21 protein-coding genes are annotated in these 25,000 nt (G+C 68.3%); 7 read left to right on the forward strand and 14 right to left on the reverse strand.

Annotated features, from left to right (window positions below; translation table 11 throughout):
* Window positions 1–138: 138 nt before the first annotated feature.
* The 4 genes from ACMZ91_RS20965 to ACMZ91_RS20980 form a co-directional block, all read right to left on the reverse strand.
* A complete protein-coding gene (locus ACMZ91_RS20965; RefSeq protein ID WP_032130329.1) occupies window positions 139–1,044 on the reverse strand; it encodes an SPOR domain-containing protein in 906 nt (301 codons plus the stop codon).
* A gap of 21 nt (window positions 1,045–1,065) precedes the next feature.
* Window positions 1,066–2,754: an arginine--tRNA ligase gene (argS, locus tag ACMZ91_RS20970; RefSeq protein ID WP_012478915.1), complete on the reverse strand. Its 1,689-nt coding sequence runs from the start codon at window positions 2,752–2,754 to the stop codon at window positions 1,066–1,068.
* A gap of 114 nt (window positions 2,755–2,868) precedes the next feature.
* Window positions 2,869–3,573, reverse strand: coding sequence for a RadC family protein (gene radC / locus ACMZ91_RS20975; RefSeq protein ID WP_032130338.1), 705 nt, complete (start codon window positions 3,571–3,573; stop codon window positions 2,869–2,871).
* 70 nt (window positions 3,574–3,643) lie between these two features.
* Window positions 3,644–4,270 carry a response regulator gene (locus tag ACMZ91_RS20980; protein ID WP_049399051.1) on the reverse strand — a complete coding sequence of 209 codons (627 nt, stop codon included), beginning with the start codon at window positions 4,268–4,270 and terminating at the stop codon, window positions 3,644–3,646.
* Between the two features lie 228 nt (window positions 4,271–4,498).
* On the opposite strand from ACMZ91_RS20980, the gene coaBC reads away from it, so the two are divergent.
* The 3 genes from coaBC to ACMZ91_RS20995 are packed head-to-tail and all read left to right on the forward strand — an operon-like array spanning window position 4,499 to window position 8,589.
* Window positions 4,499–5,761, forward strand: a complete 1,263-nt coding sequence (gene coaBC / locus ACMZ91_RS20985) for a bifunctional phosphopantothenoylcysteine decarboxylase/phosphopantothenate--cysteine ligase CoaBC (protein WP_049462167.1) — start codon at window positions 4,499–4,501, stop codon at window positions 5,759–5,761.
* On the forward strand, window positions 5,758–6,231 hold the full coding sequence (gene dut, locus ACMZ91_RS20990) for a dUTP diphosphatase (protein ID WP_049462166.1): 474 nt from the start codon (window positions 5,758–5,760) through the stop codon (window positions 6,229–6,231). Before coaBC ends, dut begins: the two co-directional genes overlap by 4 nt.
* 12 nt (window positions 6,232–6,243) lie before the next feature.
* Window positions 6,244–8,589, forward strand: coding sequence for a phosphomannomutase/phosphoglucomutase (locus ACMZ91_RS20995; protein ID WP_049462165.1), 2,346 nt, complete (start codon window positions 6,244–6,246; stop codon window positions 8,587–8,589).
* A gap of 95 nt (window positions 8,590–8,684) precedes the next feature.
* Here the strand turns inward: ACMZ91_RS20995 and ACMZ91_RS21000 are convergent, their stop codons facing one another.
* From ACMZ91_RS21000 to pyrE, 8 genes are all read right to left on the reverse strand, one after another.
* Window positions 8,685–9,398 (reverse strand): response regulator transcription factor, encoded by a 714-nt coding sequence (locus ACMZ91_RS21000; protein ID WP_004153862.1) that lies wholly within the window; start codon window positions 9,396–9,398, stop codon window positions 8,685–8,687.
* Complete coding sequence (locus ACMZ91_RS21005) at window positions 9,379–12,039, reverse strand: ATP-binding protein (RefSeq protein ID WP_049462164.1); 2,661 nt, start codon at window positions 12,037–12,039, stop codon at window positions 9,379–9,381. Before ACMZ91_RS21005 ends, ACMZ91_RS21000 begins: the two co-directional genes overlap by 20 nt.
* Before the next feature lie 51 nt (window positions 12,040–12,090).
* Window positions 12,091–12,741 (reverse strand): potassium-transporting ATPase subunit KdpC, encoded by a 651-nt coding sequence (gene kdpC / locus ACMZ91_RS21010; RefSeq protein WP_049462163.1) that lies wholly within the window; start codon window positions 12,739–12,741, stop codon window positions 12,091–12,093.
* Window positions 12,738–14,795, reverse strand: coding sequence for a potassium-transporting ATPase subunit KdpB (kdpB, locus tag ACMZ91_RS21015; RefSeq protein WP_049462162.1), 2,058 nt, complete (start codon window positions 14,793–14,795; stop codon window positions 12,738–12,740). The genes kdpC and kdpB overlap by 4 nt, the downstream gene beginning before the upstream one ends.
* A 10-nt stretch (window positions 14,796–14,805) precedes the next feature.
* Window positions 14,806–16,515, reverse strand: coding sequence for a potassium-transporting ATPase subunit KdpA (gene kdpA, locus ACMZ91_RS21020; protein ID WP_049462161.1), 1,710 nt, complete (start codon window positions 16,513–16,515; stop codon window positions 14,806–14,808).
* Window positions 16,516–16,527: 12 nt separating this feature from the next.
* Window positions 16,528–16,620 carry a potassium-transporting ATPase subunit F gene (locus ACMZ91_RS21025; RefSeq protein ID WP_005407770.1) on the reverse strand — a complete coding sequence of 31 codons (93 nt, stop codon included), beginning with the start codon at window positions 16,618–16,620 and terminating at the stop codon, window positions 16,528–16,530.
* 174 nt (window positions 16,621–16,794) lie between these two features.
* Entirely contained in the window at window positions 16,795–17,463 is a 669-nt protein-coding gene (locus ACMZ91_RS21030) for a hypothetical protein (RefSeq protein ID WP_049462160.1), read from the reverse strand.
* Window positions 17,464–17,482: 19 nt separating this feature from the next.
* The gene (gene pyrE / locus ACMZ91_RS21035) at window positions 17,483–18,142 is read right to left on the reverse strand and encodes an orotate phosphoribosyltransferase (protein ID WP_010486876.1); all 660 of its coding nucleotides are present in this window, start codon (window positions 18,140–18,142) and stop codon (window positions 17,483–17,485) included.
* A 162-nt stretch (window positions 18,143–18,304) separates the two neighbouring features.
* Here pyrE and ACMZ91_RS21040 point away from each other — a divergent pair, with 162 nt between their 5' ends.
* From ACMZ91_RS21040 to ACMZ91_RS21050, 3 genes are all read left to right on the forward strand, one after another.
* Entirely contained in the window at window positions 18,305–19,105 is an 801-nt protein-coding gene (locus ACMZ91_RS21040; protein WP_032128444.1) for an exodeoxyribonuclease III, read from the forward strand.
* The gene (locus ACMZ91_RS21045; RefSeq protein WP_049462159.1) at window positions 19,102–20,475 is read left to right on the forward strand and encodes a muropeptide MFS transporter; all 1,374 of its coding nucleotides are present in this window, start codon (window positions 19,102–19,104) and stop codon (window positions 20,473–20,475) included. The genes ACMZ91_RS21040 and ACMZ91_RS21045 overlap by 4 nt, the downstream gene beginning before the upstream one ends.
* A 78-nt stretch (window positions 20,476–20,553) precedes the next feature.
* Complete coding sequence (locus ACMZ91_RS21050) at window positions 20,554–20,784, forward strand: hypothetical protein (protein ID WP_005420465.1); 231 nt, start codon at window positions 20,554–20,556, stop codon at window positions 20,782–20,784.
* Window positions 20,785–20,854: 70 nt separating this feature from the next.
* Here ACMZ91_RS21050 and ACMZ91_RS21055 read toward each other — a convergent pair whose 3' ends face one another.
* Together ACMZ91_RS21055 and ACMZ91_RS21060 are read right to left on the reverse strand one after the other, a co-directional pair.
* Window positions 20,855–21,982 (reverse strand): anhydro-N-acetylmuramic acid kinase, encoded by a 1,128-nt coding sequence (locus ACMZ91_RS21055; protein WP_080356531.1) that lies wholly within the window; start codon window positions 21,980–21,982, stop codon window positions 20,855–20,857.
* Between the two features lie 65 nt (window positions 21,983–22,047).
* A complete protein-coding gene (locus tag ACMZ91_RS21060) occupies window positions 22,048–23,520 on the reverse strand; it encodes a M23 family metallopeptidase (RefSeq protein WP_032128447.1) in 1,473 nt (490 codons plus the stop codon).
* 167 nt (window positions 23,521–23,687) lie between these two features.
* On the opposite strand from ACMZ91_RS21060, the gene tyrS reads away from it, so the two are divergent.
* Window positions 23,688–24,899: a tyrosine--tRNA ligase gene (tyrS, locus tag ACMZ91_RS21065; RefSeq protein ID WP_049462156.1), complete on the forward strand. Its 1,212-nt coding sequence runs from the start codon at window positions 23,688–23,690 to the stop codon at window positions 24,897–24,899.
* Window positions 24,900–25,000: the final 101 nt, after the last annotated feature.

The raw sequence follows: 25,000 nt of genomic DNA on the forward strand, positions 1-25,000 counted from the left end.
GGCCGGGACTTCGATCCGGCCATGCTGAAGGTGGGTCAAGCCTGCTTCCAGCAGGCTTGACCACGAACATAGGATCTCGACTCTACACAGACAAAAAAAAGCCGGGCTGTGCCCGGCTTTTCATTCACTTCGGCAGACTCACTGTGCCTTGATCGCCATCGCCTGCAGGCCGGTGCCATCCAGCTTCTGCTTGGCTTCAGACAGTTCACCTGCACTGCCATACGGCCCCATGCGCACGCGGTACACGGTCTTGCCGTTGATCTGCGCCGATTCCACGCGTGCCGCCAGGCCCATCATCGCCAGCTTGGCCTTGGTCGCTTCGGCATCGCCGGAGGCACCGAACGCACCCGCCTGCAGGATGTAGCGGGCATTGTCAGCGGCAGCCGGTGCCGCAGCGCCTGCGGTAGTGGCCGCGGTCGGCGCGGTTTCCGCACGCGCTGCCGGAGTGGCGGCGGCGGTGCTGGTCGACGCCGTCGGCGTGCTGGCCGGAGGCGTTGCCGCAGCCGGTCGTTCGCTCAGCGGTGCCGGCAGCGGACGGCTGGTGGCGGTCACCGGTGCGGTGCTGGCCACGCTGGCGGTTGCCGTCGGTGCGGGCGCGGTAGCCGCTGGCGGCGGAACCGGCTTGCCTTCCAGTGCCGCCTGCGCGCGCTGCGCTTCGGCCTTGGCCCGGCGCTGGTCCTCGGCACGCGCGCTGGCGGCCAGTTCGGCGTCGGACATTTCAACTTCCTTGCCCGGCAGCAGGGTGTAGAAGTCGTACTGGGTGGCGGCCGGCTTTTCCGGTTCGGCCGGCTTCGGCGTGGCCGGCTGCGCGGCCGGCTGGGTGCCGACATCGCTGTCGGCATCAGCGACCGGGGCAGGCTGCGCGTTCGGGTTCGGCTGCGGACCGGCGCGAAGGAAGCCATCGCCTTCGCCCTTGAACAGGTTCGGCGCCGCCAGGAACACCACGGCCGCAATCGCCACGCCAGCGACCAGCCACACCCATCCGGGTGTGCCCTGGCTGCTGCTGTTGCGTCGTGCCTGGTTTTTGCCGCGTCGTGCTGCCATGTGTACTGCGTCTCCTGATGCTTACATTTTTTCCGGGGCGCTGACGCCCAGGAGTTCGAGGCCGTTGGCCAGCACCTGGCGCGCGGCGCAGGCCAGGGTCAGCTTGGCGTTGCGATCCGCAGCGTCTTCCACCAGTACCGGCGTCCCGTGATACCACGTGTGGAACGCGTGCGCCAATTCACGCAGGTACTGCGCCACCAGATGCGGTTCCAGCGCCACGCCGGCCGCCTCCACCACTTCCGGGTACCGCGAGATCTCGTTCATCAGCAGCAGCGAGGCGTCGTCGGCCAGGCGGCCGAGGTTGGCCAGGCCATTGCCCTGTTCGTACACCAGGCCCTTCTCCTGTGCCTGGCGCAGCAGGCTGCAGACGCGGGCGTGCGCGTACTGCACGTAGAAGACCGGGTTGTCGTTGCTCTGCTGGCGGGCCAGGTCGATGTCGAAGGTCAGCTGCGAATCGGGCTTGCGCGCGATCAGGAACCAACGGGTGGCATCGCGGCCGGCCTCCTCGATCAGGTCGCGCAGGGTGAAGTAGCTGCCGGCACGCTTGGACAGCTTCACTTCCTCGCCGCCACGCATGACGGTGACCATCTGGTGCAGCACGTACTCCGGCCAGCCCTGCGGGATGCCCACTTCCATCGCCTGCAGGCCGGCGCGCACGCGTGCCAGCGAACCATGGTGATCGGCGCCGAGCTCGGTGATCGCGCGCTCGTAGCCGCGCTGCCACTTGGACAGGTGGTAGGCCACGTCCGGCACGAAGTAGGTGAAGGTGCCGTCGGACTTGCGCATCACGCGGTCCTTGTCGTCACCGAAGTCGGTGCTGCGCAGCCACAGCGCGCCACCTTCTTCATAGGTATGACCCGAGGCCTGCAGCTTGGCGACCGCTTCGGCGACTTTGCCGTCGGCGTACAGCGAGCTTTCCAGGAAATAGATGTCGAAGTCGACGCCGAACGCGGCCAGGTCCAGATTCTGCTCGTTGCGCAGGTAGGCCACGGCGAAGCGACGGATCGCCTGCATGTCGTCCGGGTCCTTGGCGCCGACCACGGTGCTGCCTTCCAGATCGACGCTGGCGCCGGCCATGTAGGCGCGGGCGACGTCGGCGATGTATTCACCGCGGTAGCCGCCTTCCGGCCAGCCGTCCTGGTCCGGCGCGATGCCCTTGATCCGCGCCTGGGTGGACAGCGCCAGGTTCTCGATCTGCACGCCGGCGTCGTTGTAGTAGAACTCACGCTTGGCGTTCCAGCCGTTGGCGTCGAGCACACGCGCCACGCAGTCGCCGATCGCCGCCGCGCGGCCATGGCCGACATGCAGCGGGCCGGTCGGGTTGGCCGACACGTACTCCACGCCCACCGTGCGGCCATTGCCGGACAGGTTGCGGCCGTAGTCGTGGGCTTCCTTGATGACCGACGCGGCTTCACGCTGGTACGCGGCCGGCGCCAGGTGGAAATTGATGAAGCCGGGGCCGGCGATCTCGACCTTGCTGACGTCCTCGCTGCGCGGCAGTGCCTCGACCAGCGCCTGTGCCAGTGCGCGCGGATTGCTGCGCGCGGCCTTGGCCAGCAGCATCGCGGCATTGGTGGCGAAGTCGCCGTGGTCACGGGTCTTCGGGCGCTCGACCACGAAGTCCGGCGGCAGGGAGTCGGCGGGCAGGGTGCCATTGGCGCGCAAGGCTTCGATGCCTTGGCTGATCAGGGCGCGGAGGAGATTTTTCACGAGGCCTGCTGTGAGAATGAGCGGCGGAATCGCCCATTTTAGCGCAGATACCAGCGGCCACGCTGACCGAAACCTGCCTGTGGGGGCGACCGATGGCGCCCGGAGGGCGGGCGCTCAGCCGAACAGGCGGGGCTGGGGCGGCGACAGCAGGCCTCGTTCAGCAAACGAAACGGGGCGGCCCTCACCGACCACGAAGTGGTCCAGCAGGCGCACGTCCACCATCGCCAGTGCCTGCTGCAGTTCGTCGGTGATGCGGGTATCGGCGCTGGAGGGTTCCGGGTCGCCGGAAGGGTGGTTGTGGCTGAGGATCACCGCCGCCGCGTTGTGCAGCAGGGCGCGCCGCACCACTTCGCGGGGGTAGACCGGTGCGGCGTTGATGGTGCCGTGGAACAGCTCCTCGCAGGCGATCAGGCGGTGCCGGTTGTCCAGGAACAGGGCCATGAAGATCTCCCGGGCCTGCCCGCGCAGGCGGTGCTGCAGATAGCGGCCGACCGCGGCCGGGTTGTTGCCGACCGCTTCGCCGTGTTCCAGCTCGGCAGCCAGGTAGCGGTGGGCCAGTTCCAGCCCGGCAGCCAGCGTACAGCTGCGCGCCGGGCCGAGCCCGGGCAGGCGGGCCAGGTCACGCGCGGGGCGGTCCAGCAGCACCCGCAACGGGCCGTGCGCCTGCAGCAGGTCGCGCGCGGTCTGCACGGCATCGCGGCCACCGAACCCGGAGCCGAGAAACAGGGCCAGCAGTTCGGCGTCGGAAAGTGCCGTGGGCCCGCGCGCGATCAGCTTCTCGCGGGGGCGTTCCTGTTCGGGCCAGTCATGGATGGGCATGCCTGCATCATCGCCAGCCTGCGTGACGGCTCCCATCGGTGCATACCGCAGCACCGGGTCGGACGATGCCTCACCCGCGTCGGGTCTGCAGATAGTCGAACAGTTCCTGGTTGTTCTGCAGGCCCAGCTTGCGCTTGGCTTCGGCCTTCTGCCGGCTGATGGTCTTCGGGCTGCGCCCGCAGCGTTCGGCGACGGCATTCACGCTGAGCCCGGTCGCCAGCAGATCCAGCACTTCCTGTTCCCGCGCCGACAGCGGCGACGGTTCGCGTGGAAACAGCAGGTCGCGCGCCTGCAGGTGGTGGCGCAGCTGCTGGGAGACGAAGACCTGCCCGGCCAGTGCGGCGTTCAGTGCCTGCGGCAGTTCGGCGAAATCGGCGCATTTGTCGACCAGCCCACTGATGCCCTCGCGCAGCAGTCCGTCCAGCAGCCCGGGATGGCGGGCGCCGGTCAGCACCACCACCGGCAGCCTGGGGTGACGCACGCGCAGCGCGTCGATCAGCTCTGGACCGTCCGGGCCGTCACCCGGCATCGACAGGTCGGTCAGCACCGCATCGCAGTCGTGGTGGTCCACCAGCTCCAGCAGCTGGGCGCCGTCACGTGCACTGCCGACGATGTCCATCAGGTGGGTCTGCAGCACGATACGGATGCCATGCAGGACCACGGGATGGTCGTCGGCAATGATGATGCGTGGATGCACGAGGCTCCTCGAAGGTCGAACAGGCCACGGCAGACGGCAGCCAATGCCTGATTCTGCAAAAGCGCAGACCCGCAGAGGTATAGGAAAGGTCCGAAACCGATGCCCGGCTAACCCAGGGTCAGGCGCAGCGCGCTCCATCTACTGATAGCTGTCCGCTATGTGCACCCTGCACCGGGACATTACCGACCATCGGGTAAGCTAGCGCCCTCGTTTGCACAGGAATTCCAGGTGGCTGACTCCCCCAACGCTTCCCCCGCGCAGGCCCGCGCGCTGGAAGGTCAGAAACTGCTGTTGTGCGTCGGAGGCGGGATCGCGGCCTACAAGGCCCTGGAACTGGTGCGTCGCCTGCGCGACGCCGGTGCCCAGGTGCAGGTGGCGATGACCGCCGGTGCCCAGCAGTTCGTCACTCCGCTCAGTTTCCAGGCCCTGTCCGGGCAGCCCACCCGCACCACGCTGTGGGACAGCGCCGCCGAACAGGCCATGGGCCACATCGAGCTGGCGCGCTGGGCCGACCGCATCGTGGTTGCCCCGGGAACCGCCGATCTGCTGGCCCGGCTGGCCCAGGGCCACGCCGATGATCTGGTCAGCACCCTGTGCCTGGCCAGTACCGCGCCGCTGACGATCTGCCCGGCGATGAACCACCGCATGTGGCTGCATCCGGCCACCCAGGCCAACATCGCCCTGCTGCGCCAGCGCGGCGCGCAGGTGATCGGCCCGGTCGACGGTCCGCTGGCCGAAGGCGAATCCGGTCCCGGCCGTCTGGCCGAACCGGGCGACATCGTTGCCGCGCTGGCTGCCAATGGCGGTGCTGCAGCGGCGGTTGTCGCACCGGAAACCCGCGCGCTGCAGGGCCTTCGCCTGCTGATCAGCGCTGGCCCGACCTATGAAGACATCGATCCGGTGCGCTACGTCGGCAACCGCAGCAGCGGCAAGATGGGCTTTGCCCTGGCCGCGGCCGCCGCGACGATGGGCGCCCAGGTGGTGCTGGTCAGCGGCCCGGTACAGCTGCCGACGCCGCCCGGCGTGCAGCGCGTCGACGTGCGCTCGGCTGCGCAGATGCGCGATGCCGTGCTGAAGTCGCTGCCGGCCGACATCTATATTGGTGCCGCAGCGGTGTCCGACTACACACCGCGCCAGGTGGCCCAGCAGAAGCTGAAGAAGACCGCCGACAGCCAGTCGCTGGTGATCGAGCTGGTGCGCACGCCGGACATCCTTGCCGAAGTCGCCGCGCAGACCCAGTCGCTGAAGCTGGTGGTCGGCTTCGCCGCCGAGACCCACGACGTGGAGAAATACGCGCGTGGCAAGCTGGTCGACAAGCGCCTCGACCTGGTGATCGCCAACCAGGTCGGCATCAGCGGTGGCGGTTTCGAGAGCGACAACAATGCCGCCACGGCCTTCTGGCAGGACGGTGAACAGGTATTCCCGGCCACCTCCAAGCGTGAGCTGGCCGAACAACTGCTGGCGCTGATCGCGCGGAGACTCCAGGCATGACCCAGGCTTTCACTTCCCTACCGCTGCAGGTCAAGCTGCTCGACCCGCGTTTCGGCGACAGCTGGCCACTGCCGGCCTACGCAACCGAGGCCAGCGCCGGCATGGACCTGCGCGCGGCGCTGGATACCGCGCTGACCCTGCAGCCGGGCGACACCGCGCTGGTGCCCAGCGGCCTGGCCATCCACATCGCCGATCCGCACCTGTGCGCGGTGATCCTGCCGCGCTCGGGGCTGGGCCATCGCCACGGCATCGTGCTCGGCAACGGCACCGGCCTGATCGATGCCGATTACCAGGGCCCGCTGCTGATCAGCGTCTGGAACCGTGGCCGCGAGGCCTTCACCATCGAGCCGGGCGATCGCATCGCGCAGCTGGTGATCGTGCCGATTGCCCGCGTCAGCCTGCAGGTGGTGGATACTTTCACCGACAGCGTGCGGGGAACGGGTGGATTCGGCCATACCGGGGTGCGTTGACAGGGGACATCGATGAGCGGCATCGGGGAAGGACAGCGGGGACGGTCGTTGGGACGCAGTGCGCCACTACTGGGGGTGCTGCTGATCCTGCTGGCCGGCTGGTTCGGATGGAGCGCAGTGCAGCAATGGCGCCAGGAGGCCAACGGCCAGGCGCTGGAAGCTGCACGTGACCAGGCCGTGCAGGGCCTGCAGGAGGCCGCTGCCGGCCAGCTGAAGCAGCTGCAGCAGCAGCTGAAGAACGAGCGCGTGCAGCAGGCGCTGCAGGCCGGTGATGCCGCTGCGGCGGCACTCGCGGTCCGCGAGAGCTGGACCGGCGTCGAGCACGCCGAGGTACTGACGGCCGATCTGGCCAACGCCTACGCCGACCCGGCCGCCTTTGGCTATGCCCGATTGGCGCTGCTGGAAGCGGCATTGGCCGAAGGCAAGCCCAGCCTGCGCGTGGTCCGCGATGGCGGTGGCAATCGCCTGGGCCTGGCAGCGCCGGTTCAACTGGGCAGTCTCGGCCCGGCGGTGCTCTACGTGCGCCAGCCATTGCTGCGGCTGACCTCACCGCTGGACCAGGTGAGTGCGCCATCGGCCGGTTTCCTTGGCCTGCGCCAGGGCGCGCATGACCTCGTCGCCCAGGGCGATGCCGGCCTGGCCGAAAGCGCCGAGGCATTGGCGCGGCCGATTCCGGGGACGCCGTTGCGGCTGGTGGCCGCGGTACCCAATGTCGAACCTGGTCCGCTGGGCCTGGGTTCGCTGGCCAGCGCCATCGTTGCGCTGCTGCTGGCGTTCATCGCCGTGCTGCTGGTGGTGGGGCGCGGCCGCCTGCCGAAGTCGCTGCCGCTGCCGCGCCGGGCGACCGTGGCGGAAGCCGATCATGGCCCGACCCTGAGCGAGAGCCTGCAGATGGCGCCGCCGCCGGTGGCCGAGGCCAGCACAACTGAAAGTGCACCGCCGCCCCCGCCACCGGTTCCGGCCGAGGAACTGGCGGCCGGTATCTTCCGCGCCTACGACATCCGCGGCGTGGTTGGCAGTGAACTGACGCCGAAAACGGCGGCGCTGATCGGCCAGGCCATCGGCACCGTGGCCCTGGAGCAGGGCCTGCGTGAGGTGGTGATCGGCCGCGACGGCCGCCTGTCCGGCCCGGAACTGGCCGCAGGGTTGGCCGAGGGCCTGAGGCGCGCCGGTTGCGCGGTGATCGACATCGGCCTGGCACCGACCCCGGTCGTGTACTACGCCGCCTTCCATCTGCGTACCGGCACCTGCGTGGCGGTCACCGGCAGCCACAACCCGCCCGAGTACAACGGTTTCAAGGTGGTCATCGGCGGCGAGACGCTGTCCGGCGATGCCATCACCGATCTCTACCAGCGCATCATTGAAGGCCGGTTGGTACAGGCCGCCGAGCCGGGCGATTACCAGCAGCGCGATGTCAGCGCCGACTACATCCAGCGCATTGCCGACGACGTGCAGCTGGACCGCCCATTGAAGGTCGTGGCCGATGCCGGCAACGGCGTGGCCGGCGCGCTCGCGCCGCAGCTGCTGGAAGCGATCGGTGCGGAAGTCATCCCGCTGTACTGCGATGTCGACGGTACCTTCCCCAACCATCATCCCGACCCCAGCGAGCCGGCCAACCTGGAAGACCTGGTGCAGACGGTGAAGCGCTTCGGTGCCGATCTCGGCGTCGCCTTCGATGGCGACGGTGACCGCCTGGGCGTGGTCACCGGCGAAGGAAAGATCATCTATGCCGACCGCCTGCTGATGCTGTTCGCCGCCGACGTGCTGATGCGCAATCCGGGCGCGATGGTGATCTACGACGTGAAGTGCACCGGCAAGCTGTCCGACCACGTGCTGCGCAATGGTGGCAGCCCGCTGATGTGGAAGACCGGGCATTCGCTGATGAAGTCGAAGATGCGCGAGACCGATGCCGAGCTGGCTGGCGAGATGAGCGGCCACTTCTTCTTCAAGGAGCGCTGGTTCGGTTTCGACGATGGCCTGTATGCGACTGCGCGCCTGCTGGAGATCCTGGCCCAGCGCGAGGAGACTCCGGACGAGGTACTGGCAGAGCTGCCGGAGATGGTGGCCACGCCGGAGCTGAAGGTGCCGGTGGCCGAAGGCACGCCGCATGCGCTGGTGGCGATGCTGGTGGCGGCGGCGCAGTCGCCGGACAACCCGTATGTGGGCGGTCGGTTGTCGACCATCGACGGCCTGCGCGTGGACTTCCCCGATGGCTGGGGCCTGGTGCGCGCCTCCAACACCACGCCGGTGCTGGTGCTGCGTTTCGAAGGCAATGACGAGGCGGCACTGGAACGCATCCAGGCGCTGTTCCGCAGCCAGTTGCAACCGGTGCTGGGCGACACCCCGCTGGGGTTCTGATTGATCGGGATTGGATCGATCGGGTAGTGCCGGCCGCTGGCCGGCAACCACAGGATGGTTCTGGGGTTCAGGAGGTTGCCGGCCAGCGGCCGGCACTACCCCTTGAACCGCAAGCCCACGCCCGGTTCGGTGAACAGGTAGCGCGAATCCAGCGCTGAATCACCCAGCTTGTGCCGCAGCTTGCCGACCAGGATGCGCAGGTAATGGGTGTCGTGCTGGTGGGTCGGGCCCCAGATCTCCTGCAGGATCTGGGGCTGGGTCACCACCCGCCCGGCGTTGCGTAGCAGCAGCGACAGCAGCGCGTACTCCTTGCGGGTCAACGCTACCGGCTCGCCATCCAGCGCCACTTCACGGCGGACCAGGTCCACATGCAGGTGGCCGTCGTCGAATACCGGCGGCGTGCCATCACTGGGCACGCTGCGCGTGCGCAGCAGCGCCCGCACCCGCGCCATCAGCTCCTGCGTGCCGAACGGCTTGGTCACGTAGTCATTCGCGCCGGTATCCAGCGCACGCACCTTCTCCGCCTCGCCGGCACGCACGGTCAGCATGATCACCGGCACCTGGCTCCACTGCCGCAGTTGTTCCAGCACCTCGTGGCCTTCCATGTCCGGCAGGCCGATATCCAGGATCACCAGATCCATGTCCTCGCTGGCGGCCAGCTGCAGGCCTTCCTGGCCGGTGGCGGCCTGCCGCACCTGGTAGCCCTGCGCGCGCAGGCTGATGTCCAGGAACCGGCGGATCTGGGTTTCATCATCGATCACCAGCACGCGCGCGGCCGGCACGCTGGCATCAATCGGGGTCGGGCTCATCGTGGGAGGCTGGCTTGAGCAGGGGCAGGGTGATGCGGATCAGGGTACCGCGACCGTCGCGTCCGGGCAGCGCCTGCACGCTGCCGCCATGTGCGCCGATCATGCCCTGGCAGATGGTCAGGCCCAGGCCGGTGCCATGGCGGCCACGGTCACCGCGCTCCACGCTGTAGAACATGTCGAAGATGCGCGCACGCTCGTCGTCGGGAATGCCGGGGCCGGCATCGATCACGTCGATGCGCAGCTGGCCGTCCAGTTCGCGCGCCTGCACCTGCACGGCCGCATCCGGCGGTGAGAACTTGGCCGCGTTTTCCATCACGTTGAACACCGCCTGTTCGACCAGCGCCGGGTGTACCCAGATCGGCGCCAGCGTGGCCGGAATGTCCAGCTCCAGCCGCACCTTCGGCTGGTAGCGCTGCAGGCGCCGTGCGGCCGAGCCGATCAGTTCGTCCACGCCGATCCAGTCGCGGTTGATCTTCAATCCCTCGTGGCCGAGGCGGGTCATGTCCAGCAGGTTCTGGATGTAGCGGTCCAGCCGTTCGCCCTCGACCAGGATGGTGTCGAGCAGGGCACGGCGATCGGCCGTATCCATTGCCGCACCATAGCTGGCCAGGCTGTCGGCCGAGCCGATCATCGCCGCCAGTGGCGAGCGCAGGTCGTGCGACACCGAAGAGAGCAGCGCCGAGCGCAGTCGCTCGGTCTCGTTGCTGACGTGCGCCTGCTCCAGTTCGGCCACCAGCCGCGTGCGCAGCGCGGCCTGCGCGATGTCATCGACCATTGCTTCGGCCAGCTGCCGTTGTTCGGGCAGCAGGCGCGCCTGTGCGCCGGGCAGGTACAGGCCGGCCACGCCGATCGCGCGGTCCTCGCCATCCAGCAACGGCAGGAACCACCACTGCGCGCCGGCCAGGGTGTCGGTGAAGCGGCCACTGGGCTGGCCATGGCGCAGCGCCCAGTCGGCGGCGGCCAGGTCGGTGTCGCCGGGCTGGCTGCGGCCACCGGTTGCGGTATCGGCGCCGATCCGCAGCCACGCCGGCACGTCCATGGCCTGTTCCAGTGCATGCCGACCCGCCTGCGCCACCTCGCCGTTGCCGGCGGCACTGGCCAGTTGGCGGCCCAGCTGCTGGCGCGCACGCGCATGGCGATTGGCCGCGCGCAGCGCGATCACCTGCATGCGCAGGCGCGAGGCCAGGCGCCCGGCCACCAGTGCCGCGGCCAGGAACAGGAACACGGTGATCACGCCCTGGCGTGCACCGATGGCGAAGGTGAAGCGCGGCGCGATGAACAGGAAGTTGTAGGCGAGGAAGCACAGGATCGCCGCCATCACCGCCACGCTGGCGCGCGTGCGCGCAGCGACCAGCACCACCGCCACGATGAACACCATCGACAGATCGGCCATGCCCACCCAGCGTTCGGCCAGCCATGCCACCGCACAGGCCAACGCGGTGGCGATCAGTGCCTGCGCCGGTTCGTAGCTGATGCCGCGCACCGGCGGCAGCAGGCCCTCGCGGCGCGAGCGCGCACGTGCCTGCGGCGTGCTGATGATGGTGATCTCGTAATGCGCGCCGCGCTGGATCAGCTGCTGGGTCAACGTTCGGTTGAACATCCGCGCCAGCGGGCGCTCGCGGGTCCGCCCCAGCACCAGGGTGGACACGCCGTTGTGCGCGGCGTGGTCGAGCAGGGCGTCGGCGATGCTCGATCCGTGCAACAGCTCGGCGTCGCCGCCCAGCCGCCGTGCCAGGGCGAAGGCCGCATCGATCTCGCGCTGGGTCGCCTCGTCCTGGCGTCGTCCCTGCACGGTCACCACGGTCCATGGTGCGTCGCGGCGTTCGGCGATGCGTCGCGCCACGCGCACCAGGTATTCACTCTGGCCGCCGCCGTCGATCGCCACCAGCACGCCGCGGCGCAGCGGCAGGTTGCTCTCGCCACGGGCAGCGCGTGCCTCACGCAGGCTGCTGTCGACGCGATCGGCGGCCTCCTGCATTGCAAGTTCGCGCAGTGCGGTCAGGTTGGCCGGCGAGAAGAACGCCTGCAGCGCCTGCGCGGCCTGTTCGGGCACATAGACCTTGCCCTGCTGCAGGCGCGCGATCAGTTCGCGTGGCGGCAGGTCGACCAGCACGATGTCATGCAGGCGGTCGAGCACGCCGTCCGGCACGGTCTCGCTCACGCGTACGCCGGTGATCCGCATCACCACGTCGTTGAGGCTTTCCAGGTGCTGGATGTTGACCGTGGTCCAGACGTCGATGCCGGCGTCCAGCAGCTCCATCACATCCTGCCAGCGCCGCTCATGGCGGCTGCCCGGCGCATTGCGGTGGGCCAGTTCGTCCACCAGTACCAGCGCCGGATGCCGTGCGAGCACGGCATCCAGATCCATCTCCTGCAGGATGTGGCCGTGATAGGCCACTGCCTTCAGCGGCAGCTGTGGCAGGCCCTCCAGCAGCGCCTGGGTATCGGCGCGGCCGTGGGTTTCCACCAGGCCCACCACCAGGTCGACACCGCGGCGCAGCTGTTCCTGTGCGCGGGTCAGCATGGTGTAGGTCTTGCCCACGCCCGGCGCCGCACCGAGGAACACAGTCAGCTTGCCGCCGGCTTCGCGTTGCAGGCCTTCGACCAGGGCATCGGCCTGGCGGGTACGCGCATCAGTCATGGGTGCCGCTGTCATGGCCGCCATTGTGCGCGCAGCCGGTGCAGGTCGGTATCACGGTGCCTTGGCCGCGTGGTCCAGCGCGAAGTTCAGCGTCACCACGTTCACCCGCGGCTGGCCGAACAGGCCCCACTGGCGACCTTCGGTATGCGCCTGCACCAGCGCCTGCACGCGTTCCACCGGCAGGCCACGGGCACGTGCCACGCGTGCCACCTGCAGGCGCGCCGCCGCCGGCGACAGCTGCGGATCCAGGCCGCCGGCGGACTGGGTGACCAGGTCCGCTGGCACCTGCGCCGGGGCGACACCTTCGCGCGCGGCCACTGTAGCCGTGCTGGCGGCAACACGCTCGGCCAGGGCCGGGTTGCTGCGCGCCATGTTGGAACCGGCCGCGGCCATGGGGTCGTAGTTGGCTGCCGACGGACGTGCCTGGAAGTAGCCGTCACCGGTGAACGGCTGCGACAACCATGCCGAGCCGCGTACCTGGCCGTTGCCATCGCGCAGCAGGCTGCCCTCGGCCTGGGTCGGGTAGGCCAGGCCGGCAAAACCGGTGGCGATACCGGCGTAGACCGCACCGGCCAGCAGCAGGGTGGCCAGGCCCAGGCCGATCGCCGGGCGCCAGCTGGCGCCGTCCTGCAGGCTGGCCACGCGGGCCTCGGCCTTTTGTTCGCGCGGAAGGGAAGATGAAGTGGAAGCAGTACGGTTCATGCGCCGAATACCAGGACAAGAAGAAGGTCGATCGCCTTGATCGCTGCGAACGGCAGCAGCACGCCGCCGAGGCCGTACACCAGCATGTTCCGGCGCAGCAGTGCGGTTGCAGTGGCCGGGCGGAAGCGCACGCCACGCAGGGCGAGCGGGATCAGGGCGGGAATCACCAGAGCGTTGAAGATCAGCGCTGCCAGCACCGCGTTGCGCGGGCTCGACAGCTGCATCACGTTCAAGGCGGCCATGGTCGGAACGGCCGCGGCGAACAGCGCCGGCAGGATCGCGAAGTACTTGGAGACGTCGTTGGCCAGCGAGAAGGTGGTCAGCGCGCCGCGGGTGATCAGCTGCTGCTTGCCCACTTCCACCACCGCCAGCAGCTTGGCCGGGTCCGAATCGAGGTCGACCATGTTGCCGGCCTCCTTCGCCGCCTGCGTACCGGAGTTCATCGCCAGACCGATGTCGGCCTGCGCCAGCGCTGGCGCGTCATTGGTGCCATCGCCGACCATCGCCACCAGGCGGCCACCGGCCTGCTCCTGGCGGATGCGTGCCAGCTTGTCTTCCGGGCGCGCCTCGGCGATGTAGTCATCGACGCCGGCCTCGGCAGCGATCGCGGCGGCGGTCAGCGGGTTGTCGCCGGTGATCATCACCGTGCGGATGCCCATCGCCCGCAGCTGCGCGAACTTCTCGCGCATGCCGTGCTTGACCACGTCCGACAGCTCGATCACGCCCAGCACGTGGCGGCCCTCGGCCACCACCAGCGGGGTGGCACCGTTGCGTGCGACCTGTTCGACGCGACCGGCCAGTTCCGCCGGCACGTTGCCGCCCAGCGCCTGCACGTGGGTGCGGATCGCATCGGCGGCGCCCTTGCGGATCTGCCGCCCATGTTCCAGATCCACGCCGGACATGCGGGTCTGCGCACTGAACGCCAGGTACTCGGCGTGGTCCGGTTCGGCGGTGGCACAGCCCTGTTCGCGCGCCAGGCGCACGATCGATTTGCCTTCCGGGGTCGGGTCGGCCAGCGAGGACAGCAGTGCCGCCTCGCGCAGCTGGCTGGCGTCGATGCCGGCCAACGGATGGAAGTGGCTGGCCTGGCGGTCGCCGTAGGTGATGGTGCCGGTCTTGTCCAGCAGCAGCACGTCGACGTCGCCGGCCACTTCCACCGCCTTGCCCGACTTGGCCAGCACGTTGGCGGCCAGCGCACGGTTCATGCCGGCGATGCCGATGGCCGGCAGCAGGCCGCCGATGGTGGTCGGGATCAGGCACACCAGCAGCGCGATCAGCAGCAGCGGATCGACCTTGACGCCGACGGCGGCACCAATGGCCGGCAACGTGGCCACCACCACCAGGAAGGTCAGCGTCATCGCCGCCAGCAGCAGGGTCAGCGCGATCTCGTTCGGGGTCTTCTGGCGGTTGGCGCCTTCCACCAGCGCGATCATCCGGTCCAGGAAGCTGTGGCCCGGCTCGGCGGTCACCCGCACGATGATCTGGTCGGACAGCACCTTGGTGCCACCGATCACACCGGAACGGTCGGTACCGGCCTCGCGCAGCACCGGTGCCGATTCGCCGGTCACCGCCGCTTCGTTGATGGTGGCCAGGCCCTGCACGATCTCGCCATCGGCCGGCACCAGTTCACCGGCGCTGACGATCACATGGTCGCCCGGGCGCAGTTCGGCGGCCGGCACCTGGGTTTCGGCGGCGCCCGGCTGCGGCGCCGCCAGCCGGCGTGCCACCAGGTCCTGGCGGGCACGCCGCAGCGAGGCGGCCTGGCCACGGCCACGCGCTTCGGCCACCGCTTCGGCGAAGTTGCCGAACAGCACGGTCACCAGCAGGATCACGGTCACTGCCAGGCCGAAGCCCAGCGGCGCATTGCCGGTCAGAGTGACGATCGCGGCGACGATTGTGCCGGCCATCACCACCGCCATCACCGGGCTGCGCACCAGATGCATCGGCGACAGCTTGCGCACCGCTTCGACCAGCGCACGGCGCAGGCCGGCGCCATCCAGCAGGGCAGGGCGCGCTGCATGGGTATTACGGGTTGAGCTTGCTTGGGTACTCATCAGGGTGTCCTTAGTGCAGTCCCAGGCTCAGGTGGTCGGCGATCGGGCCGAGTACCAGCGCCGGCATGAACTGCAGCACGGTCAGGATGACGATCACCGAGACCAGGGTCAGGGCGAAGGTCGGGGTTTCGATCTGCAGGCTGCCGGCAGACTCCGGGGCCTGGCGCTTGGCAGCCAGCTGTGCGGCCACCACCAGCGGAATGATCAGCAGCGGGAAGCGGCCCAGCAGCAGTACCAGCGAGCAGCTCAGGTTCCACCACAGCGTGGCGTCACCCAGCCCTTCGAAGCCCGAGCCGTTGTTGGCGTAGGCCGAGACGTACTCGTAGAAGACCTGGCTGATGCCATGGAAGCCGGGGTTGGAGGTGCCCGCCAGGCCGGGTACGGCCAGGGTGATCGCAGTGAACACCAGCAGGGTGATCGGCTGCAGCAGCACCAGCAGGGCCAGCAGGCGCACCTGTGGCGTCTCCAGCTTGCGGCCGAACAGTTCCGGCGTGCGCCCGGTCATCAACCCGGCCAGGAACACACCCAGCAGCAGGTACACGATGAACTGCTGCAGGCCACAGCCGATGCCGCCCCAGATCGCGCTGACCAGCATGTTGACCATCGCGATGCCGCCACTCAGCGGTGCCAGCGAATCGTGCATGCCGTTCACCGAGCCGTTGGAGACCTGGGTGGTCACCGCCGCCCACAGCGCGGTGCCATCGGCGCCGAAGCGCACTTCCTTGCCTTCCATCAGCAGCGGCGTGGCGGCGCTGGCGCTATGTCCTTCGCTCCACATCATCGCGCCGGTGGAAAGCAGCGACATGCCCAGCATGCAGCTGAACACCAGGGCGCCGAAGCGACGTCGGCCGGTGAACGCACCGATCATGAAGATCACCGCCATCGGCACCAGCAGGATGCCGACGATTTCCAGCGCATTCGACAGCGGGGTCGGGTTCTCCAGCGGGAAGCTGCTGTTCGGCCCGTACCAGCCGCCACCGTTGGCGCCCAGCTGCTTGGCTGCGACCATCGCCGCGACCGGGCCCAGCGGCAGCTTCTGTTCGGCCATGCCGGCGCTGGCGTCGATCGGCGTGGCCTGCGGCCCACCGGTCATCGTCGACGGCACGCCCTGGCTGGTCAGCACCAGCGTCCACACCAGGCACAGCGGCAGCAGGAAGCGCACGCACAGGCGCACCACGTCCACGTAGTAGTTGCCCACCGCCACCTGGCGGTCATCGCCGGTACCCGTCGCCACCGCAGCCTGCGGCGCACGCGAGAACAACGCCCGCAGCGTCGCCACTGCCAGCGCCAGGCCCATCATCGGCGTCACCACCTGCAGGCCGGTGATGCCGGTCATCTGCGAGAGATAGGACAGCTGCGCCTGGCCAGAATAGTGCTGCTGGTTGGTGTTGGTCAGGAACGAGATCATCGTGTGCAGCGCGGTGTCCCAGCGCATGTTCGGGATCTGGTCCGGATTCAGCGGCAGCCAGGCCTGGGTCATGAACACCGCCTGGGTCAGTACCGCGACCACCACGTTGCTCAGCACGAAGGCCAGCACGTAGCCGCGCCAGGACATCGAGCGCGACGGATCGACCCCGAACACCCTGTACAGCGGCTTCTCGATCCAGTGGAACAGCACGTCGACCTTCATCGGAGTGCCACGCATCACGCGGGCCAGGTACAGGCCCAGCGGCCACGCCAGCAGCAGGCTGGCGGCAATAATCACAAGCATCTCAGTCATGGCCGGCTCCGCTCAGAACGACTCGGGCCGCAGCACGACATAAAGGAGATAGGCGGCGGCGACCAGCACCAGCACGCCACACAACAACGACAGCCAGGGGGACATTGCAATAGCGTCCTGGTGGAACCCCTCCACCTCAGGCCGTCATCGTCGTCCTGCCGCCCATAAACGCACTACGCGCCGGACCGGGCCGACGCGTAAAGAGTGCATAAATTCCGTGGTCCAATCCGTAACCAGGCCCTGGGTAGCGCCGGGCCATGCCCGGCGGCGGGAGCGTGGTCAGCCCGCCGGAGCCTGGCTCGCCGACACCAGCCCCTTCAGCTCGCGATAGCGCTGCAGGGTGCTGTCGATCTCGGCCTTCAACGCCTGCTGCTGCTGCAGGAACCCGGCTTGCAGCCGTTGCTGCGACTGCAGTTGCACGTGCCGCTGGCGGATCGCCTCGGCCTGCTTGTCGGCCACCTTGCCACCGACCAGTTCGCGGTCACCTGCGGCCGCCAGCAGCGCCACCAGCGACTCACGCAGGCTGGTGACGTTGTACTCGGCGGTCTTCAGGTTGTTGTCCAGCACTTCCTGGCGCTCGGCGAACACCCGGCGCAGGTCGTCCTCGCTGCCATAGGTGGTCAGCATCGCCTGCTCGGTGCGCTGGCGGGTCTGCGCGGCCATCAGGTCCAGCTGCTGCTGCGCCGCCTCCGTGCTGGCGGCGGCGCGCTCTTCGTCGGTCAACGCGCGCTGGACCTGCGCATTGCGCAGGCCGCTCCTCGCGTTGAACTCCTCGCGGGCATGGTTGACCGCGTCGGCCGGCAGCGAATCACTGCAGATCCGCTCCTTGCCCTCGTTCCAGCAGTACAGCTTCTTTTCCGTCTTGCCGCTGTCGCGCGACTGCGCCGGTACGGTGAACGGCACGGCCAGCAGCAGGCCGGCAAAGAGCACAGCAGGAACTCGGGACATGACCTTTCCCCTGGGTCGGTCAGCGGATCGAACGGACGCCGTACTGGGCCCGGTAGGCTTCCAGCGGCTGCCGGTAACCCACAAGTTCCGGGTTGCCGGAGGCGAAATCAAGCAGGTCGGCCAGCGACGCCACGGCGATCACCGGAATGCCGGCCTCTTCGGCCACCGACTGTGCCGCCGAACGGCGATCGGTTTCCGAAGCGATCTCCTGGCGGTCCAGTGCCACCACGATGCCGGCCGGGGTGCCACCGGCGGCGCGGATGATGCCCAGCGCTTCGCGGATCGCGGTACCCGCAGTGATCACGTCGTCGACGATCAGCACGCGCTTGCCGTTCATGTCGGCGCCGATCAGCTGGCCGCCTTCACCGTGGTCCTTGGCTTCCTTGCGGTTGAACGACAGCGGCAGGTCACGGCCACGCTGGGCCAGCTCGCAGGCCATCGCGGTGGCCAGCGGAATGCCCTTGTAGGCGGGGCCGAACACCACGTCGTACTTGATCCCGGTGGCATCGATGGCATCGGCGTAGCAGGCGCCGAGCTGCGACAGCAGCGAACCGGAGTCGAAACGACCGGCGTTGAAGAAATAGGGGCTCAGCCGGCCGGACTTGAGGGTGAACTGGCCGAAGCGCAGGGCGTCGGCGGTCAGGGCCAGCTGCAGGAAACGGTGGCGGTGGTCGCTCATCAAAACTCGATTCATCTTCATTTGGAGCACAAATCCTAATCCAGCTGGGCGTTTCGCGCTCGTCCGGGGCCCTGTGAAGGGTGTCGCGGCCCGGCCTGGCGGACTGCGCAGCCCCGCAGGCAACCGGTATGCTTGCCCGGTTTCCCGCCGCAGGTCCCCCGCATGCGCATCATCAGTTTCAACGCCAATGGCATCCGCTCCGCCGCAACCAAGGGCTTCCTCGACTGGTTCCGGTCCCAGGACGCCGACGTCCTGTGCATCCAGGAGACCAAGGCCCAGGAAGACCAGCTGACCGACCCGATGTTCCGCCCGGACGGCCACCACTGCTTCTACCGCGACGCCATCACCAAGAAGGGCTACAGCGGCGTGGCGATCTACAGCAAGCGCGAGCCGGACCAGGTGATCACCTCGCTCGGCTGGGCCCCGTTCGACGACGAAGGCCGCTACATCGAGGCGCGCTACGGCAACCTCAGCGTGGTCTCCTTCTATATCCCGTCGGGCAGCTCGGGCGACCTGCGCCAGGGCTTCAAGTTCGAAGTGATGGAATGGCTGCGGCCGATCCTCGAGGAATGGGCGCGCAGCGGCCGCGACTACGTGCTGTGCGGCGACTGGAACATCGTGCGTTCGGCGCTGGACATCAAGAACTGGAAGTCCAACCAGAAGAACTCCGGCTGCCTGCCGGAAGAGCGCGACTGGCTCAATGCCCTGTGCGCCGACCATGGCCAGGCCACCGATGTCGCCGCCGGCCGTGGCTGGGCTGACGCCTACCGCCTGCTCAACCCCACCGGCGAGGACTACACCTGGTGGAGCAACCGCGGCGCTGCCCGCGCCAACAACGTCGGTTGGCGCATCGACTACCAGTTCATCACCCCGGGCCTGCGTGACCGCCTGCGCAGCTGCTCGATCTACCGCGACGAGCGCTTCTCCGACCACGCGCCGTTCATCGTGGACTACGACCTGTGACCGAGGCTGCCAAGCCGCGTCGGCCGTGGCAGCAGGTGGTGTCCAACCTGAGCCAGCGCAAGGTGCTGGCGATGCTGCTGCTCGGCTTCAGTTCCGGCCTGCCGATCTATCTGGTGGGCAACACGCTCGGCTTCTGGATGCGCAAGGAAGGCATCGAGCTGAGCACGATCGGTTTCCTGTCATGGGTCGGGCTGGCCTACACCATGAAGTTCCTGTGGGCGCCGATCGTCGATAAGACCGACGTGCCTCTGTTCGGTCGCTTTGGCCGCCGCCGTGGCTGGATGCTGCTGTCGCAGCTGGTCGTGGTGGTGGGCCTGGTCGGCATGGCGCTGGTCCAGCCCAAGGGGGGCCAGATCCAGTTCCTGGGTATCGCCTGGCAGCACATCGTCGTGTTCGGCGTGATGGCCGTGATCGTGGCGTTTGCTTCGGCCACCCAGGACATCGTCATCGATGCCTGGCGCATTGAAAGTGCTGACAACAGCGAGCAGCTGGGCCTGCTGACCTCATCCTCGGCGCTGGGCTATCGCACCGCATTGCTGGTCACCGATGCGCTGATCCTGATCATCGCGGCCCGTGTCGGCTGGCAGGTCTCGTACGAGATCATGGCCGTCCTCATGGCGCTTGGCGTGGTGGCCGTGATCATGGCCCGTGAGCCCGCGCGGGAAGTGGCTGCCGTGCAGGCTCAGGCGACCTCGCTGTGGACGCCGCGGGGCCTGTTCGACGCCGTGGCGGGGCCGTTCATCGCCTTCGTCCGCGAGCATCGTAGTGGTGCGATCCTGATCCTGGTGGCCATCAGCGTCTATCGCATGGCCGACTTCGTCATGGGGCCGATGGCCAACCCGTTCTACGTCGATCTCGGCCTGGACGAGGACACCGTTGGCGCTGTACGTGGCTCGGTGGGCCTGGTCGCGACCTTCGTCGGCATTGCTGCGGCGGGCCTGGTCTCGGTTCGCTGGGGAGTGCTGGCGGCGCTGATGGTGGGCGCCGTGCTGGGTCCGGCCTCCAACCTGGCGTTTGCCTGGCTGGCCTATTCGGGCCCGGACACCACCCATTTCGCGGTGGCCATGGCAATCGACAACTTCGCCAGCGGTTTCGCCGGTACGGCGCTGATCGCCTATATGTCGAGCCTGACCAGCATCGGATACACCGCAACCCAGTACGCGCTGCTGAGTTCGTTCTACGCGATGCCCGGCAAGGCGCTCAAGGGGCTCTCGGGGTGGTCGGTACAGACGCTCGCGCAGGGCCGGACGCTGCTGGAAGGCTACGCGCTGTTCTTCGTCGGTACCGCGCTGGTGGCGATCCCGGTGGTGATCCTCTGCGCTCTGTTGATCGTGCAGCAGCGCCGTCGCCAGGCCGCAAGCGCCGCCTGATTGCCTGCCCGCCCGGTCTGCGGGATCATCGCCCCCGACGCGCCGAGGGGGCGGTGCCTTGCGAACGGGGAAGTGAGCATGGCCGACGTTGTGCTGCGGGACCTGGACCCGCTGCTGCTGGAACGTATCCGACGTGTCGCGGTTGCCCGCGGCTGGACCCACGAACAGACCTGCGCCGCTTTGCTGGAGCAGGGCCTGTTCAGCAGTGAACTGGAGGTCCGCTCCGGCTTCGGCGATCCCGAAGTGGACGCGCTCTCCGACGCCATCGCCGCCCTGCAGGCCCTGCCCGCAGGGCAGGGCTTCGATTAGTGCCCATGTAGCGTCGAGCCACGCTCGACCGCCGTTCCCGGTAGATCCACGCCATGCGTGGATGATCACCTCACGCCAGGTGGATCGCCCCCAGGATCCGCGGCCCCGTCGCCCCGGTCACGCTCGGCAGGTTGCCGGCCAGCCCGTCCATCGTCCGCTGCGCCAGCCAGGCGAAGCCCATCGCTTCCACGTACTCCGGGTCCAGCCCATGCACCGCGCTGCACTCCACCTGCACCCCCGGCAGCCGTGCAGCCAGCCGCTTCATCAGGTGCCGGTTGCGCACCCCGCCGCCGCAGACCAGCAGGCGCCGGGTCTGCGGCTGCTGCGCCAGCAGCGCATCGGCCACCGTTGCCACGGTCAGCTCCAGCAGGGTGGCCTGCACATCGGCGGCAGCGTACTGGCCTTCGCCCATGTGGGCCTCGGCCCAAGCCAGGTGGAACTGTTCGCGGCCGGTGCTCTTCGGCGGCGGCAGCGCGAACCACGGCTCCGAACGCCAACCCGCCAGCAGGCTCTCGTCCACCGCGCCACTGGCGGCATACGCGCCGTCGGCATCAAAGGTGCGGCCGGTGTGGCGCTGGCACCAGGCATCCATCAGCGCGTTGGCCGGGCCGGTATCGAAGCCACGCACCGCGCCTTCGCGTGGGATCAGGGTCAGGTTGGCGATCCCGCCCAGGTTGAGCACGGCACGGTCTTCATCAGCCGTGCCCAGCATGCCGAGGTGGAAGGCCGGCATCAGCGGCGCACCATGGCCTCCGGCTGCCACGTCGCGGCGGCGGAAATCACACACCGTGGTGATCCCGGTCAGCTCGGCGATGCGGTTGCCGTCGCCCAGCTGTACGGTGAAGGCCGGATTGGCCAGCGGACGATGGCGCACGGTCTGGCCGTGCGAGCCGATCGCGCGGACCTGGCTGCGGTCCACACCGGCCTCGGCCAGCAGTTGATTGGCGGCTTCAGCGAAGCTGATCGCGATCCGCGCGTCCAGTTCGCCCAGCTCCTCCAGCGAGTCCAGCGGGCCCCCTTCGCCCAGTGCCACCAGCCGCGCCCGCAGCACCGGCTCCCAGCGGGCGGTCAGCCCATGCACGAAGCGGCAGCCACCAATGGCGGGGAACTGCACCAGCGCGGCATCGATGCCATCGGCGCTGGTGCCCGACATCAGGCCAAGGTACAGGGGGGCGTCAGCGTCGGCAGTCGTGTTCATGGCAGGCATAAAAAAAGGACGCGGCAAGCTTGGGCTGCCGCGTCCTTCTTCGTCAACGCAGGGGCTCAGCCGCGCTTGCGGCCGGTTGCCTGCTTGTCCTTGGCGCTGGCCACCTCGGGGGCGGCCTCGTCGCGGCTGGTCGGTGCCGGGCTGGCGTCGGCGTAGATCAGCTTCTCCATGCCCTGGATGCGCGCCATCGCCGGTGCGGTCTGCGCGCGGAAGGCGACCAGCTCGGCGCCCTTCAGCGGCTCCGGCGGCGGCATGGTCACGGTCAGCGGGTTGCGGTGCTCGCCGTTGACGCGGAATTCGTAGTGCAGGTGCGGGCCGGTCGCCAGGCCGGTCGAGCCGACATAGCCGATCACCGTGCCCTGGGCCACGCGCTGGCCGGTCTTGATGTTCGCAAAGCGCGACATGTGGCCGTACAGGGTGGTGTGGCCGCGGCCGTGGTCGAGGATCACCACGTTGCCGTAGCCGCGCTGCACCCCGGCGAACTGCACGCGGGCGTCGCCGGCGGCCATGATCGGGGTACCGGTGCGCGCGGCGTAGTCCACGCCCTTGTGCATGCGCATCTTGCCCAGCACCGGGTGCTTGCGCGCGCCAAAGGTCGAGCTCAGCCGCGCGAACGGGATCGGCATGCGGATGAAGCTCTTCTTCAGCGAACGGCCGTTGATGTCGTAGTACTCGGACTTGCCGTTGCGGTCGAAGCGGAAGCCGGAATAGGTCTTGCCACCGGTGGTGAAGGTCGCCGCCAGGATCTTGCTGGTGTCCACCTTCTCGCCTTCGCGCCAGGTTTCATCCATCACCACGCTGAAGCGGTCGCCCGGCTGCAGGTCCTTCGAGAAGTCGATGTCATACTTGAAGATGTCGTCGGTCATCGTCGCGATCGCCGACGGCGACAGCCCGGCGCGCCGGGCCGCGGCATACAGCGAGCTGGTGATCTCGCCGCTGGTGACCACCGTGCGCGTGGAGGTCTCGCGTTTGGTCACCTTCTCCTTGATGTCATCGCCGGCCAGGCTCAGTTCCACCCGGTTGTCGGCATCGCGATCGAAGCGGATGCTGCGCAGGTCACCGGACAGCGGCATGTCGAAGGCGATCTCGGCACCCGGGCGCAGCTTGGTCAGCGCCTCACGCGCACCTGGGTGGTCCAGTACCCGGTGCAGGGTGGTGGCCGGAATGCCGGCCTTGTCGAACAGGTCGCTCAGGGTCTGGCCGCGCTGCACCCGCAGCACCTGCCAGCTGTCTCCGGGCACCTGCTGCTGGCGGGCCATGGTCAGCGGCGGCAACGGCAGCGCCAGGCTGGTGTGGCTGTCGGCGAAGGGCGCGTCGATGGTGTGCGAGAAGCCGGGGACGATGGTCGCCACCAGGGCGCCGATGGTCGCGAACAGGCTGGCATGCATCCAATGACGGCGGGTCCAGCGCTCATTGAAGGCGGCGGGAAGATGTTGCCTGAGCTTCCGATGCAGGGCGTTGTCGTGCAGGACGTGGAGGCGTTCCTGGAAGCGCTGCTTGCGTGCGCGCCCTTGTTCGGAATTGTGCATCGGCGGTTTTTTCCTGGCAGCCCGGGAGCGCGGGCCTGATCGCCGGTTACCATAGACACCTGAGAAAACCGCGTCAAACCCTTGTGCCCATTGGCTTTTGTGAAGCCAATCGGGTTAACTTTGCTTTAACACCCCACACAAGAATCGGCGTTGCCGGGAGTAGTCACGTGTCCTCGATTGAAGAAGCCCTTGCCCTGATCGGCCGTGGTGCCGACGAGATCCTCAAGCTCGAGGATCTGCGTGCGCGCCTGCAGGAAGGCCGTCCGCTGCGGATCAAGGCCGGCTTCGACCCCACCGCACCGGACCTGCACCTGGGCCATACGGTGCTGCTGAACAAGATGCGCCAGTTCCAGGACCTCGGCCACCAGGTCATTTTCCTGATCGGCGACTTCACCGGCATGATCGGCGACCCGTCAGGCAAGAGCCTGACCCGCAAGCCGCTCAGCAAGGACGACGTGCTGGCCAATGCCCGTACCTATGAAGAGCAGGTGTTCAAGGTGCTGGACCGCAGCCGTACCGAAGTCCGCTTCAACTCGGAGTGGTTCGGCAAGATGGGCGCCGCCGACATGATCCGCCTGGCCGGCCAGCACACCGTGGCACGCATGCTCGAGCGCGACGACTTCGCCAAGCGCTATGCCGCCCAGCAGTCCATCGCCATCCACGAGTTCCTGTACCCGCTGGTGCAGGGTTACGACTCGGTGGCCCTGGAGGCCGACGTCGAGCTGGGTGGTACCGACCAGAAGTTCAACCTGCTGATGGGCCGTGGCCTGCAGGAGCACCATGGCCAGAAGCCGCAGGTGGTACTGACCATGCCGCTGCTGGAGGGCCTGGACGGCGTCAACAAGATGTCCAAGTCGCTGGGCAACTACATTGGTATCAGCGAGCCGGCCATCGACATCGTCACCAAGACCATGAAGGTGGACGACACCTTGATGTGGCGCTGGATCGAGCTGCTGTCCTTCGACATCAGCCAGGCCGAAGCCCTGCAGCTGCGCGAGCAGGTGGCCAATGGCGGCCTGAACCCGCGCGTGGTCAAGCTGCGCCTGGCGCGTGAACTGGCGACCCGTTTCCACGACGCCGCGGCGGCCGAGCAGGCCATTGCCGGCTGGGAAGCGGCGGTGACCGGGCAGGGCAACATCACCCAGCTGCCGCTGCAGGACGTGGCGATCCCGGCCGAAGGCTTGCGCATCGCCGCGCTGCTGACCGCGGCCGGCCTGACCCCGAGCAACTCCGAAGCCAACCGCAAGCTCAAGGAGCGTGCGGTCAAGGTGGACGGTGAAGTGGTCGAAGACGGCCAGCAGGTGCTGCAGCCGGGCTTCGAAGGCCTGCTGCAGGTCGGCAAGCGCACCTTCGCCCGCGTGCGCCTGGTCGCTGCCTGAGACAAAGGAAGGGCCGGCGCAGCCGGCCCTTCCTTATGCTCTTGTAGAGCCAAGCCCACGCTTGGCTGCGCTTCGTGGGTTCCTCCCGCAGCGCGATGGAT

It is taken from the genome of Stenotrophomonas sp. FR024, assembly GCF_047500745.2.
Classification (GTDB): Bacteria; Pseudomonadota; Gammaproteobacteria; order Xanthomonadales; family Xanthomonadaceae; genus Stenotrophomonas; species Stenotrophomonas maltophilia_A.

Coding starts and splice junctions, on each gene's coding strand:
- ACMZ91_RS21000 (WP_004153862.1), bottom strand. CDS start 9,398: ATGAGCCCGACCCCGATTGATGCCAGCGTGCCGGCCGCGCGCGTGCTG.
- ACMZ91_RS20995 (WP_049462165.1), top strand. CDS start 6,244: ATGAGCGGCATCGGGGAAGGACAGCGGGGACGGTCGTTGGGACGCAGT.
- radC (WP_032130338.1), bottom strand. CDS start 3,573: ATGCCCATCCATGACTGGCCCGAACAGGAACGCCCCCGCGAGAAGCTG.
- kdpC (WP_049462163.1), bottom strand. CDS start 12,741: ATGAACCGTACTGCTTCCACTTCATCTTCCCTTCCGCGCGAACAAAAG.
- dut (WP_049462166.1), top strand. CDS start 5,758: ATGACCCAGGCTTTCACTTCCCTACCGCTGCAGGTCAAGCTGCTCGAC.
- ACMZ91_RS21050 (WP_005420465.1), top strand. CDS start 20,554: ATGGCCGACGTTGTGCTGCGGGACCTGGACCCGCTGCTGCTGGAACGT.
- kdpB (WP_049462162.1), bottom strand. CDS start 14,795: ATGAGTACCCAAGCAAGCTCAACCCGTAATACCCATGCAGCGCGCCCT.
- ACMZ91_RS21030 (WP_049462160.1), bottom strand. CDS start 17,463: ATGTCCCGAGTTCCTGCTGTGCTCTTTGCCGGCCTGCTGCTGGCCGTG.
- ACMZ91_RS21060 (WP_032128447.1), bottom strand. CDS start 23,520: ATGCACAATTCCGAACAAGGGCGCGCACGCAAGCAGCGCTTCCAGGAA.
- ACMZ91_RS21005 (WP_049462164.1), bottom strand. CDS start 12,039: ATGACTGATGCGCGTACCCGCCAGGCCGATGCCCTGGTCGAAGGCCTG.
- ACMZ91_RS20965 (WP_032130329.1), bottom strand. CDS start 1,044: ATGGCAGCACGACGCGGCAAAAACCAGGCACGACGCAACAGCAGCAGC.
- ACMZ91_RS21055 (WP_080356531.1), bottom strand. CDS start 21,982: ATGAACACGACTGCCGACGCTGACGCCCCCCTGTACCTTGGCCTGATG.
- kdpA (WP_049462161.1), bottom strand. CDS start 16,515: ATGACTGAGATGCTTGTGATTATTGCCGCCAGCCTGCTGCTGGCGTGG.
- ACMZ91_RS21040 (WP_032128444.1), top strand. CDS start 18,305: ATGCGCATCATCAGTTTCAACGCCAATGGCATCCGCTCCGCCGCAACC.
- pyrE (WP_010486876.1), bottom strand. CDS start 18,142: ATGAGCGACCACCGCCACCGTTTCCTGCAGCTGGCCCTGACCGCCGAC.
- ACMZ91_RS21025 (WP_005407770.1), bottom strand. CDS start 16,620: ATGTCCCCCTGGCTGTCGTTGTTGTGTGGCGTGCTGGTGCTGGTCGCC.